This is a genomic window from Arthrobacter crystallopoietes, assembly GCF_002849715.1.
Taxonomy (GTDB): domain Bacteria; phylum Actinomycetota; class Actinomycetes; order Actinomycetales; family Micrococcaceae; genus Crystallibacter; species Crystallibacter crystallopoietes.
Window position 1 is genome coordinate 406,201 of sequence record NZ_CP018863.1, and the last position, 16,371, is coordinate 422,571.

15 protein-coding genes and 1 tRNA gene are annotated in these 16,371 nt (G+C 64.3%); 4 read left to right on the top strand and 12 right to left on the bottom strand.

Going from position 1 to position 16,371, the window contains the following annotated elements; translation table 11 throughout:
* The first annotated feature begins 84 nt into the window (after positions 1-84).
* Positions 85-1,548, top strand: a complete 1,464-nt coding sequence (locus AC20117_RS01945; protein WP_074701220.1) for an alanine/glycine:cation symporter family protein — start codon at positions 85-87, stop codon at positions 1,546-1,548.
* A gap of 83 nt (positions 1,549-1,631) precedes the next feature.
* Here AC20117_RS01945 and AC20117_RS01950 read toward each other — a convergent pair whose 3' ends face one another.
* The gene (locus tag AC20117_RS01950; RefSeq protein WP_074701219.1) at positions 1,632-2,792 is read right to left on the bottom strand and encodes a cystathionine gamma-synthase; all 1,161 of its coding nucleotides are present in this window, start codon (positions 2,790-2,792) and stop codon (positions 1,632-1,634) included.
* 11 nt (positions 2,793-2,803) lie between these two features.
* On the bottom strand, positions 2,804-4,180 hold the full coding sequence (locus AC20117_RS01955; RefSeq protein ID WP_074701218.1) for a cystathionine beta-synthase: 1,377 nt from the start codon (positions 4,178-4,180) through the stop codon (positions 2,804-2,806).
* 103 nt (positions 4,181-4,283) lie between these two features.
* Between AC20117_RS01955 and AC20117_RS01960 the strand changes: the two genes are divergently transcribed.
* Positions 4,284-5,270, top strand: coding sequence for a DNA-3-methyladenine glycosylase family protein (locus AC20117_RS01960; protein WP_074701217.1), 987 nt, complete (start codon positions 4,284-4,286; stop codon positions 5,268-5,270).
* Positions 5,271-5,337: 67 nt separating this feature from the next.
* On the opposite strand, the gene AC20117_RS01965 is transcribed toward AC20117_RS01960, so the two are convergent.
* A complete protein-coding gene (locus AC20117_RS01965) occupies positions 5,338-5,724 on the bottom strand; it encodes a thioredoxin family protein (RefSeq protein WP_074701216.1) in 387 nt (128 codons plus the stop codon).
* Between the two features lie 181 nt (positions 5,725-5,905).
* Between AC20117_RS01965 and AC20117_RS01970 the strand changes: the two genes are divergently transcribed.
* Complete coding sequence (locus AC20117_RS01970) at positions 5,906-6,313, top strand: hypothetical protein (protein WP_074701215.1); 408 nt, start codon at positions 5,906-5,908, stop codon at positions 6,311-6,313.
* A 23-nt stretch (positions 6,314-6,336) separates the two neighbouring features.
* Here the strand turns inward: AC20117_RS01970 and AC20117_RS01975 are convergent, their stop codons facing one another.
* From AC20117_RS01975 to AC20117_RS01990, 4 genes are all read right to left on the bottom strand, one after another.
* The gene (locus AC20117_RS01975) at positions 6,337-7,935 is read right to left on the bottom strand and encodes a hypothetical protein (RefSeq protein ID WP_139186797.1); all 1,599 of its coding nucleotides are present in this window, start codon (positions 7,933-7,935) and stop codon (positions 6,337-6,339) included.
* Between the two features lie 16 nt (positions 7,936-7,951).
* Positions 7,952-10,267: a penicillin-binding protein gene (locus tag AC20117_RS01980; RefSeq protein WP_236777420.1), complete on the bottom strand. Its 2,316-nt coding sequence runs from the start codon at positions 10,265-10,267 to the stop codon at positions 7,952-7,954.
* A gap of 251 nt (positions 10,268-10,518) precedes the next feature.
* A tRNA-Tyr gene (locus AC20117_RS01985) sits at positions 10,519-10,600 on the bottom strand.
* A gap of 102 nt (positions 10,601-10,702) precedes the next feature.
* The gene (locus AC20117_RS01990; RefSeq protein ID WP_074701212.1) at positions 10,703-11,077 is read right to left on the bottom strand and encodes a hypothetical protein; all 375 of its coding nucleotides are present in this window, start codon (positions 11,075-11,077) and stop codon (positions 10,703-10,705) included.
* Positions 11,078-11,247: 170 nt separating this feature from the next.
* Here AC20117_RS01990 and AC20117_RS01995 point away from each other — a divergent pair, with 170 nt between their 5' ends.
* The gene (locus AC20117_RS01995; RefSeq protein WP_074701211.1) at positions 11,248-11,739 is read left to right on the top strand and encodes a YajQ family cyclic di-GMP-binding protein; all 492 of its coding nucleotides are present in this window, start codon (positions 11,248-11,250) and stop codon (positions 11,737-11,739) included.
* Positions 11,740-11,803: 64 nt separating this feature from the next.
* Here the strand turns inward: AC20117_RS01995 and AC20117_RS02000 are convergent, their stop codons facing one another.
* The 5 genes from AC20117_RS02000 to AC20117_RS02020 all read right to left on the bottom strand — a co-directional run bounded on the left by AC20117_RS02000 (position 11,804) and on the right by AC20117_RS02020 (position 16,216).
* Positions 11,804-12,478, bottom strand: coding sequence for a histidine phosphatase family protein (locus AC20117_RS02000; RefSeq protein ID WP_074701210.1), 675 nt, complete (start codon positions 12,476-12,478; stop codon positions 11,804-11,806).
* Positions 12,479-12,490: 12 nt separating this feature from the next.
* Positions 12,491-13,357 carry a zinc metalloprotease HtpX gene (gene htpX, locus AC20117_RS02005; RefSeq protein ID WP_074701209.1) on the bottom strand — a complete coding sequence of 289 codons (867 nt, stop codon included), beginning with the start codon at positions 13,355-13,357 and terminating at the stop codon, positions 12,491-12,493.
* A gap of 105 nt (positions 13,358-13,462) precedes the next feature.
* Entirely contained in the window at positions 13,463-14,743 is a 1,281-nt protein-coding gene (locus tag AC20117_RS02010) for an MFS transporter (RefSeq protein WP_074701208.1), read from the bottom strand.
* 10 nt (positions 14,744-14,753) lie between these two features.
* Positions 14,754-15,446, bottom strand: coding sequence for an esterase/lipase family protein (locus AC20117_RS02015; RefSeq protein WP_236777421.1), 693 nt, complete (start codon positions 15,444-15,446; stop codon positions 14,754-14,756).
* A 26-nt stretch (positions 15,447-15,472) separates the two neighbouring features.
* Complete coding sequence (locus AC20117_RS02020) at positions 15,473-16,216, bottom strand: alpha/beta fold hydrolase (RefSeq protein WP_074701206.1); 744 nt, start codon at positions 16,214-16,216, stop codon at positions 15,473-15,475.
* Positions 16,217-16,371 lie beyond the last annotated feature (155 nt).

Consider the following 16,371-nt stretch of genomic DNA (forward strand, 5'->3'; position numbering starts at 1 on the left):
GTTGCACCGCGGAATTGGTTCGCGGACCGGTCCCGGGCGGCAGCAGGGGTGTGGTTACGGCGTCGTGGTCAGTAGGGTGTACCCATGGAATTCCTGGAAGAGTTATTCGGCACGTGGGGCAACGAACTATGGACTTGGGTGGTGCTCCCTGTCCTGGCGGTTCTCGGGATCTACTTCACTGTCCGCTCCGGCGTGGTACAACTGCGTCTGCTCCCGGCCATGTTCAAGACGCTGACGGACAGAGCCCTGGTCAACGAGGACGGCTCGCGCAAATCGATTTCCTCTTTTCAGGCTTTTACCGTTTCGGCCGCATCCCGCGTGGGAGTAGGCAACGTGGCCGGCGTGGCCACGGCCATTGCGGTTGGCGGCCCCGGTGCCGTCTTCTGGATGTGGGTCATGGCGTTCGTCGGCGGTGCCTCCAGTTTTGTCGAATCCACCTTGGCCCAGCTGTACAAAGTGCGGACCAAGGACGGCTACCGCGGCGGCCCCGCCTATTACATGGAGCGCGGCCTGAAGAAGCGCTGGATGGGCATCATCTTCGCGGTCATCCTCATCATCTGCTTCCCCTTCGCGTTCAGTTCCCTGCAGGCCAACACCATTTCCCAATCGGTAGCCGGGGCTTTCGGCGCCGAAGCGGTCACTCCGATCTTCGGCTGGACCGTTGGCCTGGTGCTGGCACTGCTGACTGCACTGGTGGTCTTCGGCGGTATCCGACGCATTGCCCATGTCACGGAATCTCTGGTCCCCGCAATGGCGCTGCTGTATGTGCTGCTCGGCCTGGTCATCGTCGGCATGAACCTCGAGCGTGTACCGGACGTGCTGGGCGCGATCTTCGGCGAGGCTTTCAACTTCCAATCGGCCATCGGCGGCGGCCTGGGCACAGTCATCATGCAGGGCGTCAAACGCGGCATGTTCTCCAACGAAGCCGGCCTCGGCTCGGCTCCCAACGCCGGCGCCACCGCCTCCGTTACGCATCCGGTCAAGCAGGGGTTGGTCCAGACCCTCGGGGTCTACTTCGACACTTTCCTGATCTGCTCGATCACCGCGTTCATCATTCTGTGCACCGTGGAGAATCCCGTCGGAGCATCGCAGGGAATCGAGCTCACCCAGACCGCCATCACATCGCAACTGGGGTCCTGGGCGAGCATCATGCTGGCGGTCATCATTTTCATGCTTGCTTTCAGCTCCATCATCGGCAACTACTACTACGGGGAAACCAACATCGGTTTTATTACCGACCACGAAACCGTCCTGATGATGTACCGCACGCTGGCCACCGCGGCAGTCTTCCTCGGTTCCATTGCCTCTGCCGGGCTGATCTGGAACCTTGCCGACGGCATCATGGGCCTGATGGCGCTGACCAACCTAATCGCCATTGGGCTGCTCTCCGGCGTCGCCTTCCGGCTGCTCAAGCATTACACCGCACAATCCAGGCAAGGCGTTGACCCGGTCTTCACCGCAGGAGACATGCCGGACCTGGACGGAGTCGAATGCTGGAGCCCTGAGGACGTCACCAACCACGAGGTTTCGGTTCCCACCAAGCGTTAGGGACACCTGCTTCGCAACCGACGACGGCGGTGCCGGACTTCCAAAAGTCCGGCACCGCCGTCGTTGTTAAGGGTTTGAAACCGCTAGAGCTGCTTGAACGCCTGCTCCAGATCGGCGATCAGGTCCTCGGTGTCCTCGATGCCGACCGAGAGGCGGATCAGGTTGGCCGGGACCTCCAGCTCCGTACCCTTCACGGAGGCGTGGGTCATCTCCGACGGGTAGTTGACCAGGGATTCGATCCCACCCAGCGACTCCGCCAAGGTGAAGATCGTGGTGTTTTCGGCAACCTTACGGGCCGCGGCCTCGCCGCCCTTGAAGGAGACCGAGACCATGCCGCCAAAGCCGCGCATCTGCTTCTTCGCCAGCTCGTGGTCGGGATGGTCCGGCAGGCCCGGGTAGTAGACAGCCTCGACCTCGGGCCGGCCCTGCAGCCATTCGGCCACGGCCTGTGCGTTGGCCGAGTGCCGGTCCATGCGCACGCCCAGCGTCTTCAGGCCGCGGGTGGTCAGGAACGCGTCCAGCGGTGCGGACACCGCGCCCACGGCGAACTGGATGAAGCCGATCTTCTCGGCCAGCTCGTCATCGTTGAGCACCACGGCACCGCCGACCACGTCCGAGTGGCCGCCGATGTACTTGGTGGTGGAGTGCACCACGATGTCCGCACCGAGCGCCAGCGGGTTCTGCAGGTACGGCGAAGCGAAGGTGTTGTCGACCACCAGCAGCGCGCCGGCGCCGTGCGCAACCTCGGCGAGCGCGGCGATGTCGGTGACCTTCATCATCGGATTGGACGGGGTTTCCACCCAGACAAACCGGGTCTTGTATTCGTTCACGGCCGCCGCCACCGCGGACGCATCAGACATGTCCACCACCGTGTGGCCCACGCCCCAGTCCCCGAGGACGCGGTTGATCAGGCGGTAGGTGCCGCCGTAGGCATCGTTGCCCAGCACGATGTGTTCGCCCGGGGCCAGCAGCGCGCGGATCAGCGAATCCTCGGCCGCGAGGCCGGAGGCGAAGGAGAATGCGTGCTTGCCGCCCTCCACCGCCGCCAGCTGTTCCTGGAGCGAATCGCGCGTGGGGTTGGTGCCGCGCCCGTACTCGTAGCCGTCGCGCAGGCCGCCGATCCCGTCTTGGGCGTAGGTGGAGCTGAAATGCACGGGCGGCACAACCGCACCGGTGCGCGGTTCGAAGGCCTGGCCGCCGTGCACGGCGCGCGTGTTGAAGCCTTGGTTCTTCTCTGCAGTCATGGAAATCTCCTTCAGCTCGTCAGGTAGGTCAGCAGGTCGTGGCGGGTCAGCACGCCGATGGGGGCGCCTACAAAGGTCACCATCAGCGCATTGTTGGATTGGAGTTTTTCGCGGGCGGCGGAGATGGATTCCAGCGAGCCGATCAGCGGCATCGGTTCGCCCATGTGGTCGCCGATCTTGTCGGTCAGTTTGGCTTCGCCCTTGAACAGCTGGGCTGTCAGAGTGCGCTCATCCACCGAGCCGAGCACCTCGCCCATCACTACGGGCGGTTCCTGCGAGAAGACCGGCAGCGTGGAGACGCCGTACTCGTTCATGATCTCGATGACGTCGCGCACCGATTCGGTGGGGTGGGTGTGGACCAGTTCCGGCAGTCGACCGGCTTTGCCCTTGAGCACCTCGCCCACGGTGGCCTCTTCGCCGCCGGCAATGAAGCCGTAGGACTTCATCCATTCGTCATTGAAGATCTTGCCCAGGTAGCCGCGGCCGGAGTCCGGCAGAATAACAACGACGACGTCGTCCGGTCCCAGCTCCCGGGCCACCTTCAGCGCGGCGACCACGGCCATGCCGGAGGAACCGCCGACCAGCAGCCCCTCTTCCTGGGCCAGCCTGCGGGTCATGGCGAAGGACTCGGCGTCGTTGACCGCGATGACCTCATCCGGCACGGACTTGTCGTAGTTCGCCGGCCACATGTCTTCGCCGACGCCCTCCACGAAATAGGGGCGTCCGGTGCCGCCGGAATAGACGGAGCCTTCCGGGTCGGCGCCGATGATCCGGACCGGACCCGATGCGCGGTCCGCCGAAACCTCTTTGAGGTAGCGGCCGGTCCCCGTGATGGTGCCGCCGGTGCCGGCACCGATGACCACGTGCGAGACCAACCCGTCCGTGTCCCGCCAGATTTCCGGGCCGGTGGTTTCATAGTGGCTCAGCGGAGCCGCCGGGTTGGAGAACTGGTCCGGCTTGTACGCACCCTCCACCTCGCGGACCAGACGGTCGGACACGCCGTAGTAGGACTCGGGGCTGTCGGGCGCCACGGCCGTGGGCGTGACAACTACTTCGGCGCCGTAGGCCTTGAGCACGTCGCGCTTCTCCACGCCCACTTTGTCCGGGGTGACGAAGATGGACTTGTAGCCCTTCTGCTGCGCCACGAGCGCCAAGCCCACGCCGGTGTTGCCGCTGGTGGGTTCCACCACGGTTCCGCCGGGCTTGAGCAGTCCGTCCTGCTCCGCGGTTTCCACCATCTTCACCGCGATCCGGTCCTTGATGGATCCGCCCGGGTTGAAATACTCCACTTTGGCCAGCACCGTGGCGCTGATGCCTTCGGTCACATTGTTGAGTTTGACCAGCGGCGTATTCCCGATCAGGTCCAGTACAGAATTGGCAAACTTCATGCGCCCAAATCTACCGGCCCGTCCACAAGGCTCATAGCCGGAACGAAACCCTGCGACTCAAGCCAGCCGCCCTGCCATCCCCGGCGCGTGCGACCATGGATATGTGCCTTCCACGTTTGCCGCCACCGCTGCCCCCACCGCAGACGCCGCGGCAACGGTGGAACTTCCTGCCGGCTACGATCTGCCCGGAACCTTGGGCATCATTCCCCGCGGCAAGCAGGATCCTACCTTTCAAACCACGCACGACGGCGCGTGGCTGGCGTTCACCACTGCCCAAGGGCCGGTGACGCTGCGCCTGACCAGCGAGGACGCGGGTCCCAACGGCGGCGCTGATCCAGCCGTCATCCGGGCCCTCGCCTGGGGCCCAGGCGCCGAGGCAGCGCTGCCCGGATTGCCGGCCCTGCTGGGCGCAGATGATGACTGGACGGCCTTCGACCAGACAGCGTTCCACGCCACGCTCCCGAAGCTCGTCACCGAACCACGACGGCGGCATCGAGGCCTGCGGCTCCCAAGTACGGGCCGCATCCTGGACGCCCTGGTTCCGGTGGTGCTGGAGCAGAAAATCACCACCATCGAAGCCCGCTATTCCTGGCGGTACCTGGTCAGCAAGTACGGTACGCCCGCCCCCGGACCCGCGCCAGCAGGACTGAAGGTCGCGCCTTCCGCGGAGCAATGGCGGCGCGTCCCGTCCTGGGACTGGCACCGCGCCGGCGTGGACGCCAAACGCTCCGCCACCATTCTTCGCGCCTGCAAAGTTGCCTCCGGCCTGGAGCGGCTGGCGGCACTCTCCCCCGGCCCGGAACTGGCGGCAAAGCTCTGTTCCATACCGGGCATCGGGCCGTGGAGCGCCGCCGAGATCGCCCAGCGCACCCATGGCGACCCGGACTCGATCTCCATCGGGGACTTCCATCTAGCCGCCTTCGTCGGCTACGCCCTGACCGGAAGGAAAACGGACGACGCCGGGATGCTGGCTTTGCTGGAGCCTTGGCGCGGGCACCGGCAGCGGGTGGTGCGGATGCTCTACCTCAGCGGTTTCCGCAAACCGGCCTTCGGTCCGCGGCTGGCCCCGCAGGACCACCGCTTCCACTGATCTAGCCAAAAAAGCTCCCCGCCGTATCGGAACGGCGGGGAGCTCTTGTTGGCGCGGGGGCAGAGTCCTACTCCGCGTCGGCCTGCTGGGTCTGCTGCTGCTGAGCTGCTACCTGGGCGTGGACTTCCGTCATGTCCAGGCCCTTGACGGCATCCACCAGTTCGGTGAACTGGCCCGAGTTCAGGGCGCCCGGCTGCGAAAAGACAAGGACCTTCTCGCGGAACGCCATCAGGGTCGGGATGGAGGTGATGCCGGCTGCGGCGGCGAGGCCCTGCTCGGCCTCGGTGTCTACCTTCGCGAAGACAATATCCTCATGCTGTTCGGAGACTGAATCGTATACGGGGGCAAACTGCTTGCATGGGCCGCACCAATCAGCCCAGAAGTCCACGAACACAATGTCGTTCTCTTCGATGGTCTGGGGGAACTGGGCTTCGGTGATATTAATCGTTGCCATGCTTCCACGCTAACGGGATCAGTCGAATATGTCGCCCCCTGTTCGCTCAGCGCATGAGCGCTGGTGTCCAACGCCCCGATCGTGCACGTGTTTTCCACAGGTTTGCGGCCGCCCTACCCGCCGCTTCAGGTGCCGCCTAATCTCGGTTCCGACGGATCAACCACAATCGAAGGAGCAACCGATGGAACGCCAAACTGCACTGATCCTGACCGAGGGTTCGACTATCGATGATGCGGTGGCACTCAGCACGGCCCTGATTGATGAACTGGTGGAGGAGTTGCCCTTCGGCCACGACCCGTCCAGGACCGAACTTTATGCCGTGGGCCGGGCCGCCTCGCTGAGATCCAAGCTGGACCTGCCCAGAGGCAACGCCGGCGACAATCCGTACGAGACGATCAACGGCAAGCTGCATCACATTTGGTGCCGCGGCAGCTGGTATACACCGGGAAGCTGTCCGCCCGCTCCCGCGGACAATAACGGTGCCTCCGCCTGGAAATGGCTGCACTTCAACCTGATGCATGTTGTGGAAGCTGAAGCCACTTGTTTCCTCTGGGACATCTACCCGCTCGCCAGGGCGGAGGCCGCTTGAAGCCGCCTCCGCCCCGCCGCCACCTAGCGGCGGTTTTCAGGGCGCGGGTCGGCCGGCGGGGCAGGCTCTGACGGCACGGGTGGCGGAGCCCAGTCCAGGATGGCCGGAACACCTATGGCAGAGTCGCAGTCAACCTGCCTCACCTCAGGCTGCTCCTGCTCCTCCTCCTTCGGCTCCTCCTTGTCCTCATCCTTGTCCTTGTCGTCCGAGTCTTCGGGCTCTGGCTTGGGCTTGGGCTTGGGCTGCTCCGCCGCCCTCCGGTTGTCCGCCTCGCACTGGGCCAGCGCGTTCAGGTAGGACCATTCGGCGTTCTCCTGGTCCCGGAAGAACTGCGCGCGTACCCCCAAAGCGCTTTCATAGGCAGCGTAGGAAACCCAGTAAGCATCCCATTCGGCGCCTATGGCCGCCCAGGCCTTGTTGACCTTGCGGACTTCCTTGGCATAGTCCTTGTAATCGTCCGCGGCTTGGCCGTACTTGTCGTACGCCGTCCAGTAGTCGAGCACGCTTTGCTGCCACTGCTGGGTCCCTGCCGTCAGCTTCTGGCTGGCCTCCCGGCGCCGTTCGGCATTCGTCTGCTCTGCAGCCTTGGCGTCGAAAACCATGGGACTCATTCCGGTGAACGCCCAGCCGCAGCCCGGTCCTTGCTTGTCCTCTGCGAGGATCCTGATGCTGGTTTCGGTCACGGCTGCCTTTGCCGGGCTCTTCGGCGGTTCCGGTACGTCCATCTGTTTGGGCATCGGCGGCCATACCGCGTAGTAGGGATCCGCAGCCGGCTGGACGTATTCAACCTTGATCTTGGGCCCCGGCAGCGGAACGGCTTCGATCCCTGAGCCGGCCGGCACCGTGGGCAACGGCACGTCGCGGACAGCCACTTTGTCCTTGACCATGTACGGCTTGTACCCGGCCGCGGACCACGGCGAGCGCGAGGCATCCGCAGCCACCGATTTCTGGTCTACGCAGACGTCTTTGAGCCCGGCGGCAAGATGATCGTCCAGCTGCCTCGCGATCCGGCTCAGCGGAGCATCCGGCGCGCCGACCAGAAAGGCAAGCACATCTCCACGCCGGAAGGAGACCACTTGGGCGGCGCTGCTGCCTTTATAGGTAAAGACACGGTGCGCTTCCACGCCTGGATCTTTGCCGCCGACTTTACTCTCGTTGATTGCCACCGCGCTGCCGGCACAGGACCGCGCCTCCTCCACCTGCTGCCGCATGACCTCGGCGCCAAGTCCCGCGGTATAGGCGGCAGTAACGACTTGGACACGATCGCCGTCGACGCTGAACAGCCGCGACAGGGCTACCGACGGAGCCGTGTCGTTGACGGCGCAGGAGTATGGCACCGGCTGCGACGCCGAGCGCTGCAGCGTGCCGGAAGGCCGCCATCCCTTCGGCGGCTCCGCCAGTGCTGCCGACAGTACTTTTTCCGCCGGCATGTCCCGGATCTCGGCGAAGATAGGTTTGGCCGCGGCGCTTTCTGACGCCTTTTCCTCAACGGAAACCTGTTCGGAGGCAACAAAAGGCGTTCCGGACAGATACAGCGCGCAGAGTCCGCTCCCTGCGACAGCCGTCAGTGCCAGGGCACCAGCTGCCAGTGCCATGCCTGGGCGCTTTTCGAATACAGACACGATGGCTCCTCAACTGCTATTCGGCCGGAACACTGATCGACGTATCGCTACCGGCGCTCAAAGTGATTGCCACTTCCTGCCGGTACTTCAAGGAGCTGCCGGGGGCCGGAGTCTGCGCGGTCACCGTATCCGGCGTGTACAGCGGATTCTCCTTGGCCGGCTCTTTATTGATCACCGGCGTCAGGTTGTTCCGCAGCAGCACCGTGATGGCTTCGTCCACCTTCAGGCCGCGGACGTCGGGAATGGCTTTGGCAGTAACTGTTCCTACCCCGACGGGCGCGGATTCGGGCAGCGGAACCGCCGGCAGTCCCTTGTGTGCACCTTCCATCGTGGCCTTCCAAACGGGCCCGGCCACCTCGGAACCGGTGAGATCGTAGAACGTGGTCCCGTAGGCGTCGACTTCGTCCAGCGGGTACTGGCCGCCACCGCGCGGATCGCCAAGCCACACCGCCGTCGAGAACTGCGGCGTCATCCCCACAATCCAGTTGGCGGAGAAATCGTTGGTTGTGCCCGTCTTGGCCCCGGCCTCGCGCCCCTTGAGTTTGCCCATGCCGGAGAGAGTGCCGCCGGACTTGAACGGCTCTTTCAGGGCGTCCGCGACCGTATCGGCAACGCCCGGATCAATACCCTGATGGCAGTCGGCATCGGGAACCGGGATCTTCTCGCCGGTATCGCTGCGGATCCCGGCGATCACCGTGACCGGTTTGCACACCACGCCGCCGCTGACGAACGAGGCGTAAGCGTTGGCCATTTCGAGCGGCGAAATCTCATACGCCCCCAGTGCCAGGGAAGCTTCCCGGCCGCTGAGCTTGTCCGTCGGCAGAGACGTCACTCCCAGCATTTCGGCGAACTTTGCCACGTCCACCACTCCGGTCTGTTCGATCAGCCGGACGAAATACACGTTGATGGACTTGCGGATGGCTTCGTAGGCGTCGACGCTGCCGTGGTTGATGTAGCCGTAGTTGTGGAATCCCTCCACCGGATCATCGAGCGACGGCGAGTAGTACGGCCCGTTCGCGGAGTAACGCTGCGAGGCAGGAACCCCCTGGCTCAGGGCCGTGCCCAGCACGATCGGCTTCATCGAGGAGCCGACCTGGAACTCGCTGGTGGCGTAAACCACCTCGGTTGCGCCCTTGCCCTTACCCCACTTCCGGTTCTGGGTGATGGCCGCAACATGGCCGGTTCCCGGTTCAACGACGGCGACGCCGAGGGCGGCCCGGTTCTTATCGCCCAGTGCTTTGGTCACCGCTTTCCGGGACGACTCCATGGCCTGCCGGTCCAATCCTGTGGTCAGGGTCATCCCGCCGCGTGATAGCCGGTCCGCCCTTTGCTCGGGTGTGGCTCCGAAGGCCGGATTGGTCAGAATTTCCTCGCGGACCAAATGGCAGTAGAACGGATACTCCGAGTCGCCGCAACTGGAGGGAACAGATCCGCGTTCAAGGCCCAAGGGCGCTTCCCGGGCGGCATCCGCTTCTTCGGCGGTGATCGTCCCCCGTCGTTCCAGCACGGAGAGCACGGTGTTCCGCCGCATCGTCGCCGCTTCCGGATGGACCACCGGATCATAAACTGCCGGCCCTTTGAGCATGCCCACCAGCATCGCCGATTGCGTCAGGTTGAGCTTCGATGCCGAAGTGTTGAAGTAGATCCGGGCAGCGGCCTCGATGCCGTAGGCGCGGTTGCCGAAATATACCGCGTTGACGTACATCTTCAGGATTTCGTCCTTGCTCAGCTGCTGTTCGAGCCGGACCGCGTACTTCGATTCGCGGATTTTCGCGTTGTAGGTGTCCCCCACCGCGACCGATTCTTCGGTTTCGTCGCGCGCGTTGTTGACCAGGATGTTCTGGACCAGCTGCTGGGTGAGGGTGGAGGCACCTTGCTGGCTGGCATTGACGGCGTTGTTCACGAACGCCCGCGTAATGCCGTACGGATCCACTCCGTTGTGCTCGTAGAAGCGTGCGTCTTCGGTATCGATCAGCGTCTCGAGGAACGTCGGCGACACGTCGTCGACGTCGATGTCGATCCGGTTCTCGCTGTAGAAGCGGGCGAACTCCTTGCCGTCCTTGTCCAGCAGCACCGTGTGCTGGGGCAATGAACGCTCCAGCGGCAGGTCCTCGGGCAGGTCCTCCCAGAGGTTTACCAGCGTGTTCGCTCCGGCCGAGACCGCAACCGCTCCCGGGGCGACCAGCGTCCCTGCACTCAACGCAACAACCGCCACGGCTCCGGCCCACACGGCCAGGCGCGCCGGCCACGCACGTTCCTTCTCCGGATAACCCGACCGAGCAGACCCCATGAGTTCATGGAGACTTGTCAATGCCGCGTTTTTTCGTCCCATCTAGTACTCCTGACGACTGCGAACGCAGATCTGGCAAGACCACGTCACTGTGGCCACCGGCGAGCGGTATGTCCAGAGTACGTCCTCGCACCTCGTGCACAAGGGAATGTTGCCGCAGTGTTGTAAGACGTCCGAAATGTGACGTAATTGACATCTGGGGCATATGAGACGGCCCGAACTAGGGCAGTAAATGGTTAAGCAAAAATCCCCGGAACCTCACACTCATGAAGTTCCGGGGATCTTATGTCCGGTGGCAGATGAGGGATTCGAACCCCCGTAGGCATTGCCAGCTGATTTACAGTCAGCCCCCTTTGGCCGCTCGGGTAATCTGCCGAACGTCTTCTTTGAAGACCGCCTCCGTAAGTGGAAGCAAGACAACCTTACAGAAGATCGGGCCGAGAATCGAATCGAGCTCCTGAACCCATGTTTTCCGCCCTAAAACCCGCGATCTATGCGGGACGCCAGCTGGGTAATGAAGCCATCAGCCTGGCGCTGCGTCACCATCCCCCAGGCAACGGCTTGGTCCATCTCGGCACGCAGTCCCGCCAACCGCGACTCACGTTCGGCATCCTGCCGGCCGCCAGTGATCCGGGCTTCAGCAGGCTGCTTCACCGGCAGATCGGATTCCCGCCGGATGAACGTGCCGGTTCCGGCCACGGCGAGATGGGAATGGACGGCATTCGCCGTTGATGAACTTGCCGCCGCCGGTCCGGAACCGATGACCGTCAGCGTAGCCACCGTTGCGGCCGTGAGGAATGAGCCGGCAGCCACCCTCATCGAACGGACAAGATACCGCTGGCGGCTGGACATCGGCTGTCTCCTCAAATGGTTCCCTTGGTGAATCAATTATTCGAGTCTTTCGCCGGAAGATGTACAGGGACTGAGGGCAACCTGAGTAAGGGCTGTGAACATACCCGCCGGGCCTGCGGACAGACAGTAGGCTAGTGGCAGAGCACCTTTCCCACACTCAAGGAGGAACCATGGCCAGTGAGTCATCATTCGACGTCGTCAGCAAGGTAGACACCCAGGAAGTTGCCAACGCCCTCAACCAGGCGCAGAAGGAGATCGCGCAGCGGTATGACTTCAAGGGCGTCGGCGCAGAGGTGGACTTCAGCGGCGAGAAGATCCTGATGAAGGCCAACTCCGAGGAACGGGTCAAGGCCGTTCTGGATGTCCTCCAGTCCAAGCTGGTCAAGCGCGGCATCTCGCTGAAGTCCCTCGACGCCGGCGAGCCGTACGCTTCCGGCAAGGAGTACCGGATCGAGGCCTCGATTAAGGAGGGCATCGCCCAGGATCAGGCCAAGAAGATCTCCAAGCTCATCCGGGATGAAGGCCCCAAGGGAGTGAAGGCCCAGATCCAGGGCGATGAGCTGCGTGTGAGCTCCAAGTCGCGGGACGACCTGCAGTCAGTTATGGGGATGCTGAAGTCAGCTGACCTGGACGTAGATCTCCAGTTCATCAACTACCGCTGAAACCTCCAGGCGCGGCAGCAGTGTCCCGCTGCCGCGCCAAATCCGCCCAGCCCGGCTTGAACGCTTACGGCTCTTCCCGTGCGGGAACCGGATCACCCGTCGGCCCGTCGGCCAGCGTATCCGCCAGCTCGGCTCCGCCCACGGCCTGGCCCATCCAGGTCAGTGCCCTCCAGCCGGTGGCCAGGCTGCCCTCAAGGACAACCACGCCGGTGTTGCTAAGAATCTGACGCGCCACGAACGGCACGCTCAGGTTTCCGGCCCTCGCTCCGGCCCAACTACGGATCATGGCACCGTGGCTGAAAATGGCGGCAGTTGCCAGCCCTGCGGCCTCGGCCTCGGCGACTACCTCTTCGAAGCGGCCGAACGTCTCGTGGCCGTCCGGCCCACCCGGCATCCGCCGGTCCAGATCTCCGCCGGACCAGGCGAAGACAGTAGTCATGTAGCTGCGCACGGATTCAGCGTCGCCGAGCATCTCGAGCTGTCCGGCCGAGATTTCCTTCACGCCGTCGCGAATTTCAACGTCCAGCTGCATCCCGGTGGCAAGCGGCGAGGCGGTCAGCTGGGTTCGGATCGCGGTTGAGGCGAACAGTGCGTCGATCGGCTCGCCGTCGAGGGCTTTTGGCAGTGCACGGGCCTGCTTGTGGCCCAGCTTGGTCAGCTCCGGTCCGGGAACGGCAGTGTCCAGCAGGCCTTTGATATTCGACGGCGTTTGGCCATGGCGGATCAGCAGCAGGCGCATCTGGTCCGCTCCTTAGCCAAGGGTCCGGCCCGCCATACGTTCCAGCCGGGCCACCCGGTCGTCCATCGGCGGATGGGTGCTGAACATCTTCTTGAGCCCGCCGCCGCGGAACGGGTTGGCAATCATGAGGTGGCTGGTGTTGACCAGTTTCTGGTCCTGGGGCAAAGGCGCCTGCTGCGTGCCGTACTGTAGTTTGCGCAGCGCCGAAGCCAGCGCCAGCGGATCGTCGGTCAGCTGCGCACCGTCCTCGTCGGCGTCGTATTCCCTGGTCCGGCTGATGGACATCTGGATCAGCATGGCGGCAACCGGCGCCAGCAGCGACATGGCGAGCAGCGCGATGGGGTTGGCGTTGCGGTCCCGGCCGTCGAAGAACAGCATGAACTGGGCGACCGACGTAATGACACCGGCTACGGCGGCTGCCACCGAGGACGTGAGGATGTCGCGGTTGTAGACGTGCATCAGCTCGTGGCCGAGCACCCCGCGCAGCTCGCGCTCGGTGAGCAGGCGGAGGATGCCCTCGGTGCAGCAGACCGCCGAGTTCTGCGGATTGCGGCCGGTGGCGAAGGCGTTCGGCGCCTGCGTAGGCGAGACGTAAAGCCGCGGCATCGGCTGGTTGGCGCGGGTGGAAAGCTCGCGGACAATCCGGTACATCTGAGGCTGCTGCTGCTCAGTCACCGGGTACGCGTGCATGGCGCGGATGGCGAGCTTGTCGCTGTTCCAGTAGCTGTACGCCGTGGTGCCGACACCGATCAGGGCCATAATCCAGATCCAGCTGCTGCTGCCCGTGCCGCTGGCCAGCAGGGCACCGATGCCCAGCAGGATCGCAAACAGAACGCCGAGCAAGCCGGCTGTCTTCAAACCGTTGAAATGATTGTGCACCGCGTCAGGTCTCCTTCTACGCCGGCCGTCGGTGACCAGCGTGGCACGCCCGGCCATCTTCTGACCAGGCACTCCATATAACGTACAGTGGCGGCGCCGTGTTCCTTACGGCTCCGGGTTCCTATCGTCATAGCGGGCAAAGCGCGGCTGCCATTTATGCAGCAGCCAGACCGCCACGATGCACCCCGCTCCCCCGGCGACGGCGGCGAACCCCTCGCCCAGCCACTCCCCGTTTCCGCCGGCCACCGCATCCCCGAGCCGCGGCCCGCCGGCAACGACAACGATGAAGATGCCCTGGAGCCGGCCGCGCATGGCGTCCGGCGTCGCCGATTGCAGGATGGTGTTGCGGAACACGCCGCTGACGGTATCTGCCGCCCCGGCGACCATCAGGCAGGCCACCGCCGGAACCAGCCAGGTGCTGATGCTTCCATCCGCCGCCGCTTCGGCCCTGCCGGCAAGAACGACGACGATGCCAAAGGCCGAGACCGCGGCTCCCCAGACCGCCACGCACCACAGCACGGCCAACCCCTGCCGGCGGATCTGGCCCAAGGGCCCGGAGAAGAGGGCCGCGAGAAAGGCACCCGCAGCAACTGCTGCCAGCAGGATGCCCGCCGTCGCTTCCCCGCCGCCGATGACCAATGCTCCAATGGCCGGCATCAGGGCGCGGGGCTGCGCCAGGACCATGGCCGCCATGTCCACCAGGAAGGTCATGCGGATGTTGGGCCGGGTGCGCAGGAACTGCAAACCCTCGAGGACGGACCGGAGGCCGGCCTTGCGGACTTCGCCCTCCGGCGGGATCGGCGGCAGCCGGAACACGGCCCAGATGGCGGCGGTAAACGTGACGACGTCGATGGTGTAGGTCCAGCCGAACCCGACGTTGGCCACGAGCACACCGGCGAGCAGCGGGCCGATGGTCATACCCAGTCCGAAGGTCATCATGGTCAGGGCATTGGCAGCAGGAAGGATTTCCCGCCGGACCAGTCGGGGCACAATGGCGCTGCGGGCCGGCTGGTTGAGGCCGGCGGCGGCGGAATGGATGGCAATCAGGACGTAGAGCAGCCAGACCTGCCCCAGCCCGGACCAGGCATGCAGCGCGAACAGCCCGGCACAGGCCCAGAGCACCAGGCCGGAGTAGAGGGCGACCTTCCGGCGGTCGTGTGCGTCCACCACCGAGCCGCCGTATAGTCCCGCCAGTACCAGCGGGACCAGTCCGACGATGCCGATGGCGCCGACCGCGAGGGTCGACTGCGTGAGCTGGTAGACCTCGAGGCTGACCGCCACGAGCGTGAGCTGGGCTCCGATCGAGGACAACGAGGTCCCGATCCACATCCGCCGAAAGTCCAGGCTCTCCTTGAGCGGAGTGGTGTCGGCGAACAGTTTGGGCATGGACGAGATTCTAGTTGCCGGAAGCACCTTTCCCTGACAGCACGCTGCGGATCACCTCGAGCACCTTTGAGTCGCCGATGATACGGAAGTGGCCCATCAGGTCCAGCTCGATGTTCTCCGCGCCCGGTAGTTCGCTGCCGCCGGGGATGTGGGGGTCAAAGGTGCTGTAGACAGAGGTGATCCGGTGGTTCACGGACAGTTCGGCGGCGAGGGAACGCAGGGCGCTGTTGCTGGGCGAGAAGGCCCTGATGCTGGGAACAAGGAAGAAGCGGGCGTAGACGGAACCGGAAAACGGAGTGTTGATGGCAACCATGCGGGCAATGCGTCCGGCGGCGCCCGGTATGGTCATGGCGTACTTGCCGATGAGCCCGCCTTTGCTGTGGGCCACTATGGTCACGTTCTGCAGGTCTGCCGCCGCCAGATAGGTGCTGACGAGTTCAGCCATCCTGGCCACGGTGCCTCGGTTGTATCCGAGCGGCTCCACCACGTGGACCGGATGCCCCGCCTGGCTCAAGTCCTCGGCGATGGGCTTGAGGAACTGCCATTTTTCGTAAATGCCCGGGATGAGCAGCACCGGCTGGTCCTTCCGCCCCGCTGCCTGTAGATAAGGCGCCGGATCATCCCGGAACAGGAAGCCGTGTACCTGCCAATAAGCCACATAGGCATAGTCCTGCAGCCATGCCCAGCCGCGGCGGAGCGTCATTCCAATGCCTCGGCCCCGGCCGCCGCTCATGCTCGTGCCGCCAATTCCAGGCAGTAGGAAGCGACAGTCCTGGGCCGGCGGAACATCGCCACGTGGGCCTCGCCCCGGATTTCCGCAATCCGCGCGCCGGGGCATGCCCGCCCAAGTTCAGCAACCCACTCGCGCGGCGCGATCGGGTCGCGTTCACCGCGCAGGACCAGCGTGGGCACGTCAATCTGGGCCACTGTTTCCTCCAGCCGGTGCCCGACCATTTCAGGGACGGTGGTTAGGTACCAACGCTTGCTCGACCGCGCATAGTCGCTCAGCACCACGAAATTGACCTGGGGCGGTTCCCTCAGCGTGTCCTGGAACAGCCGCCACCCTTGCTGAAGGGCGCTGCGCTCCTTCCGGTTCGTCGTAGGCCCCAGCAGCACCAAGGCGCGGGTCAGTTCGGGATGGGAGACGGTCATTTCCGCGGTGATCTGGCAACCCATCGAATGCCCTACAAGCACCGCCGGGCCAATTCCAGCAGAATTCAGCGCGCCCCGCACTAGCCGTGCGAAGTCCGGCATCGACAGCGCCTGTCGTGGAGCGCGGGTACCGCCGAATCCGGGCAGCTCAACAGAATGCACGGCGCCGTAGGCAGCCAGTTCGCGGGCCAGCGGGGCAAAATAGCGCGGCGAGACACCGATGCCGGGCACCAGTACGAAGGTTTCCGGCCCGCTCCCCCGGGTCAGAATTTTGAATTCCCGGCCTTCTACCTCCACCGTGAACTCCTGGGCTGGAAACATAAAGTGCGCACCTCCTCACGTGAATGTCATCGTAGGCTACGAGGCGGCGCCTGCGGACGATGAGGGACTTTTGGTGCGTCAATAGAAGCGGCCAGCTCTCCGGTGACGCCCGACACGCCCGGAGCGATTCTTTTCTGGACTCATTCCAGAAAACA

What these genes read in the sequence shown, in the direction of transcription:
- AC20117_RS01945 (WP_074701220.1), top strand. Translation starts at nt 85, where the DNA reads ATGGAATTCCTGGAAGAGTTATTCGGCACGTGGGGCAACGAACTATGG.
- AC20117_RS01950 (WP_074701219.1), bottom strand. Translation starts at nt 2,792, where the DNA reads ATGACTGCAGAGAAGAACCAAGGCTTCAACACGCGCGCCGTGCACGGC.
- AC20117_RS01955 (WP_074701218.1), bottom strand. Translation starts at nt 4,180, where the DNA reads ATGAAGTTTGCCAATTCTGTACTGGACCTGATCGGGAATACGCCGCTG.
- AC20117_RS01965 (WP_074701216.1), bottom strand. Translation starts at nt 5,724, where the DNA reads ATGGCAACGATTAATATCACCGAAGCCCAGTTCCCCCAGACCATCGAA.
- AC20117_RS01970 (WP_074701215.1), top strand. Translation starts at nt 5,906, where the DNA reads ATGGAACGCCAAACTGCACTGATCCTGACCGAGGGTTCGACTATCGAT.
- AC20117_RS01980 (WP_236777420.1), bottom strand. Translation starts at nt 10,267, where the DNA reads ATGGGACGAAAAAACGCGGCATTGACAAGTCTCCATGAACTCATGGGG.
- AC20117_RS01990 (WP_074701212.1), bottom strand. Translation starts at nt 11,077, where the DNA reads ATGTCCAGCCGCCAGCGGTATCTTGTCCGTTCGATGAGGGTGGCTGCC.
- AC20117_RS01995 (WP_074701211.1), top strand. Translation starts at nt 11,248, where the DNA reads ATGGCCAGTGAGTCATCATTCGACGTCGTCAGCAAGGTAGACACCCAG.
- AC20117_RS02000 (WP_074701210.1), bottom strand. Translation starts at nt 12,478, where the DNA reads ATGCGCCTGCTGCTGATCCGCCATGGCCAAACGCCGTCGAATATCAAA.
- AC20117_RS02010 (WP_074701208.1), bottom strand. Translation starts at nt 14,743, where the DNA reads ATGCCCAAACTGTTCGCCGACACCACTCCGCTCAAGGAGAGCCTGGAC.
- AC20117_RS02015 (WP_236777421.1), bottom strand. Translation starts at nt 15,446, where the DNA reads ATGACGCTCCGCCGCGGCTGGGCATGGCTGCAGGACTATGCCTATGTG.
- AC20117_RS02020 (WP_074701206.1), bottom strand. Translation starts at nt 16,216, where the DNA reads ATGTTTCCAGCCCAGGAGTTCACGGTGGAGGTAGAAGGCCGGGAATTC.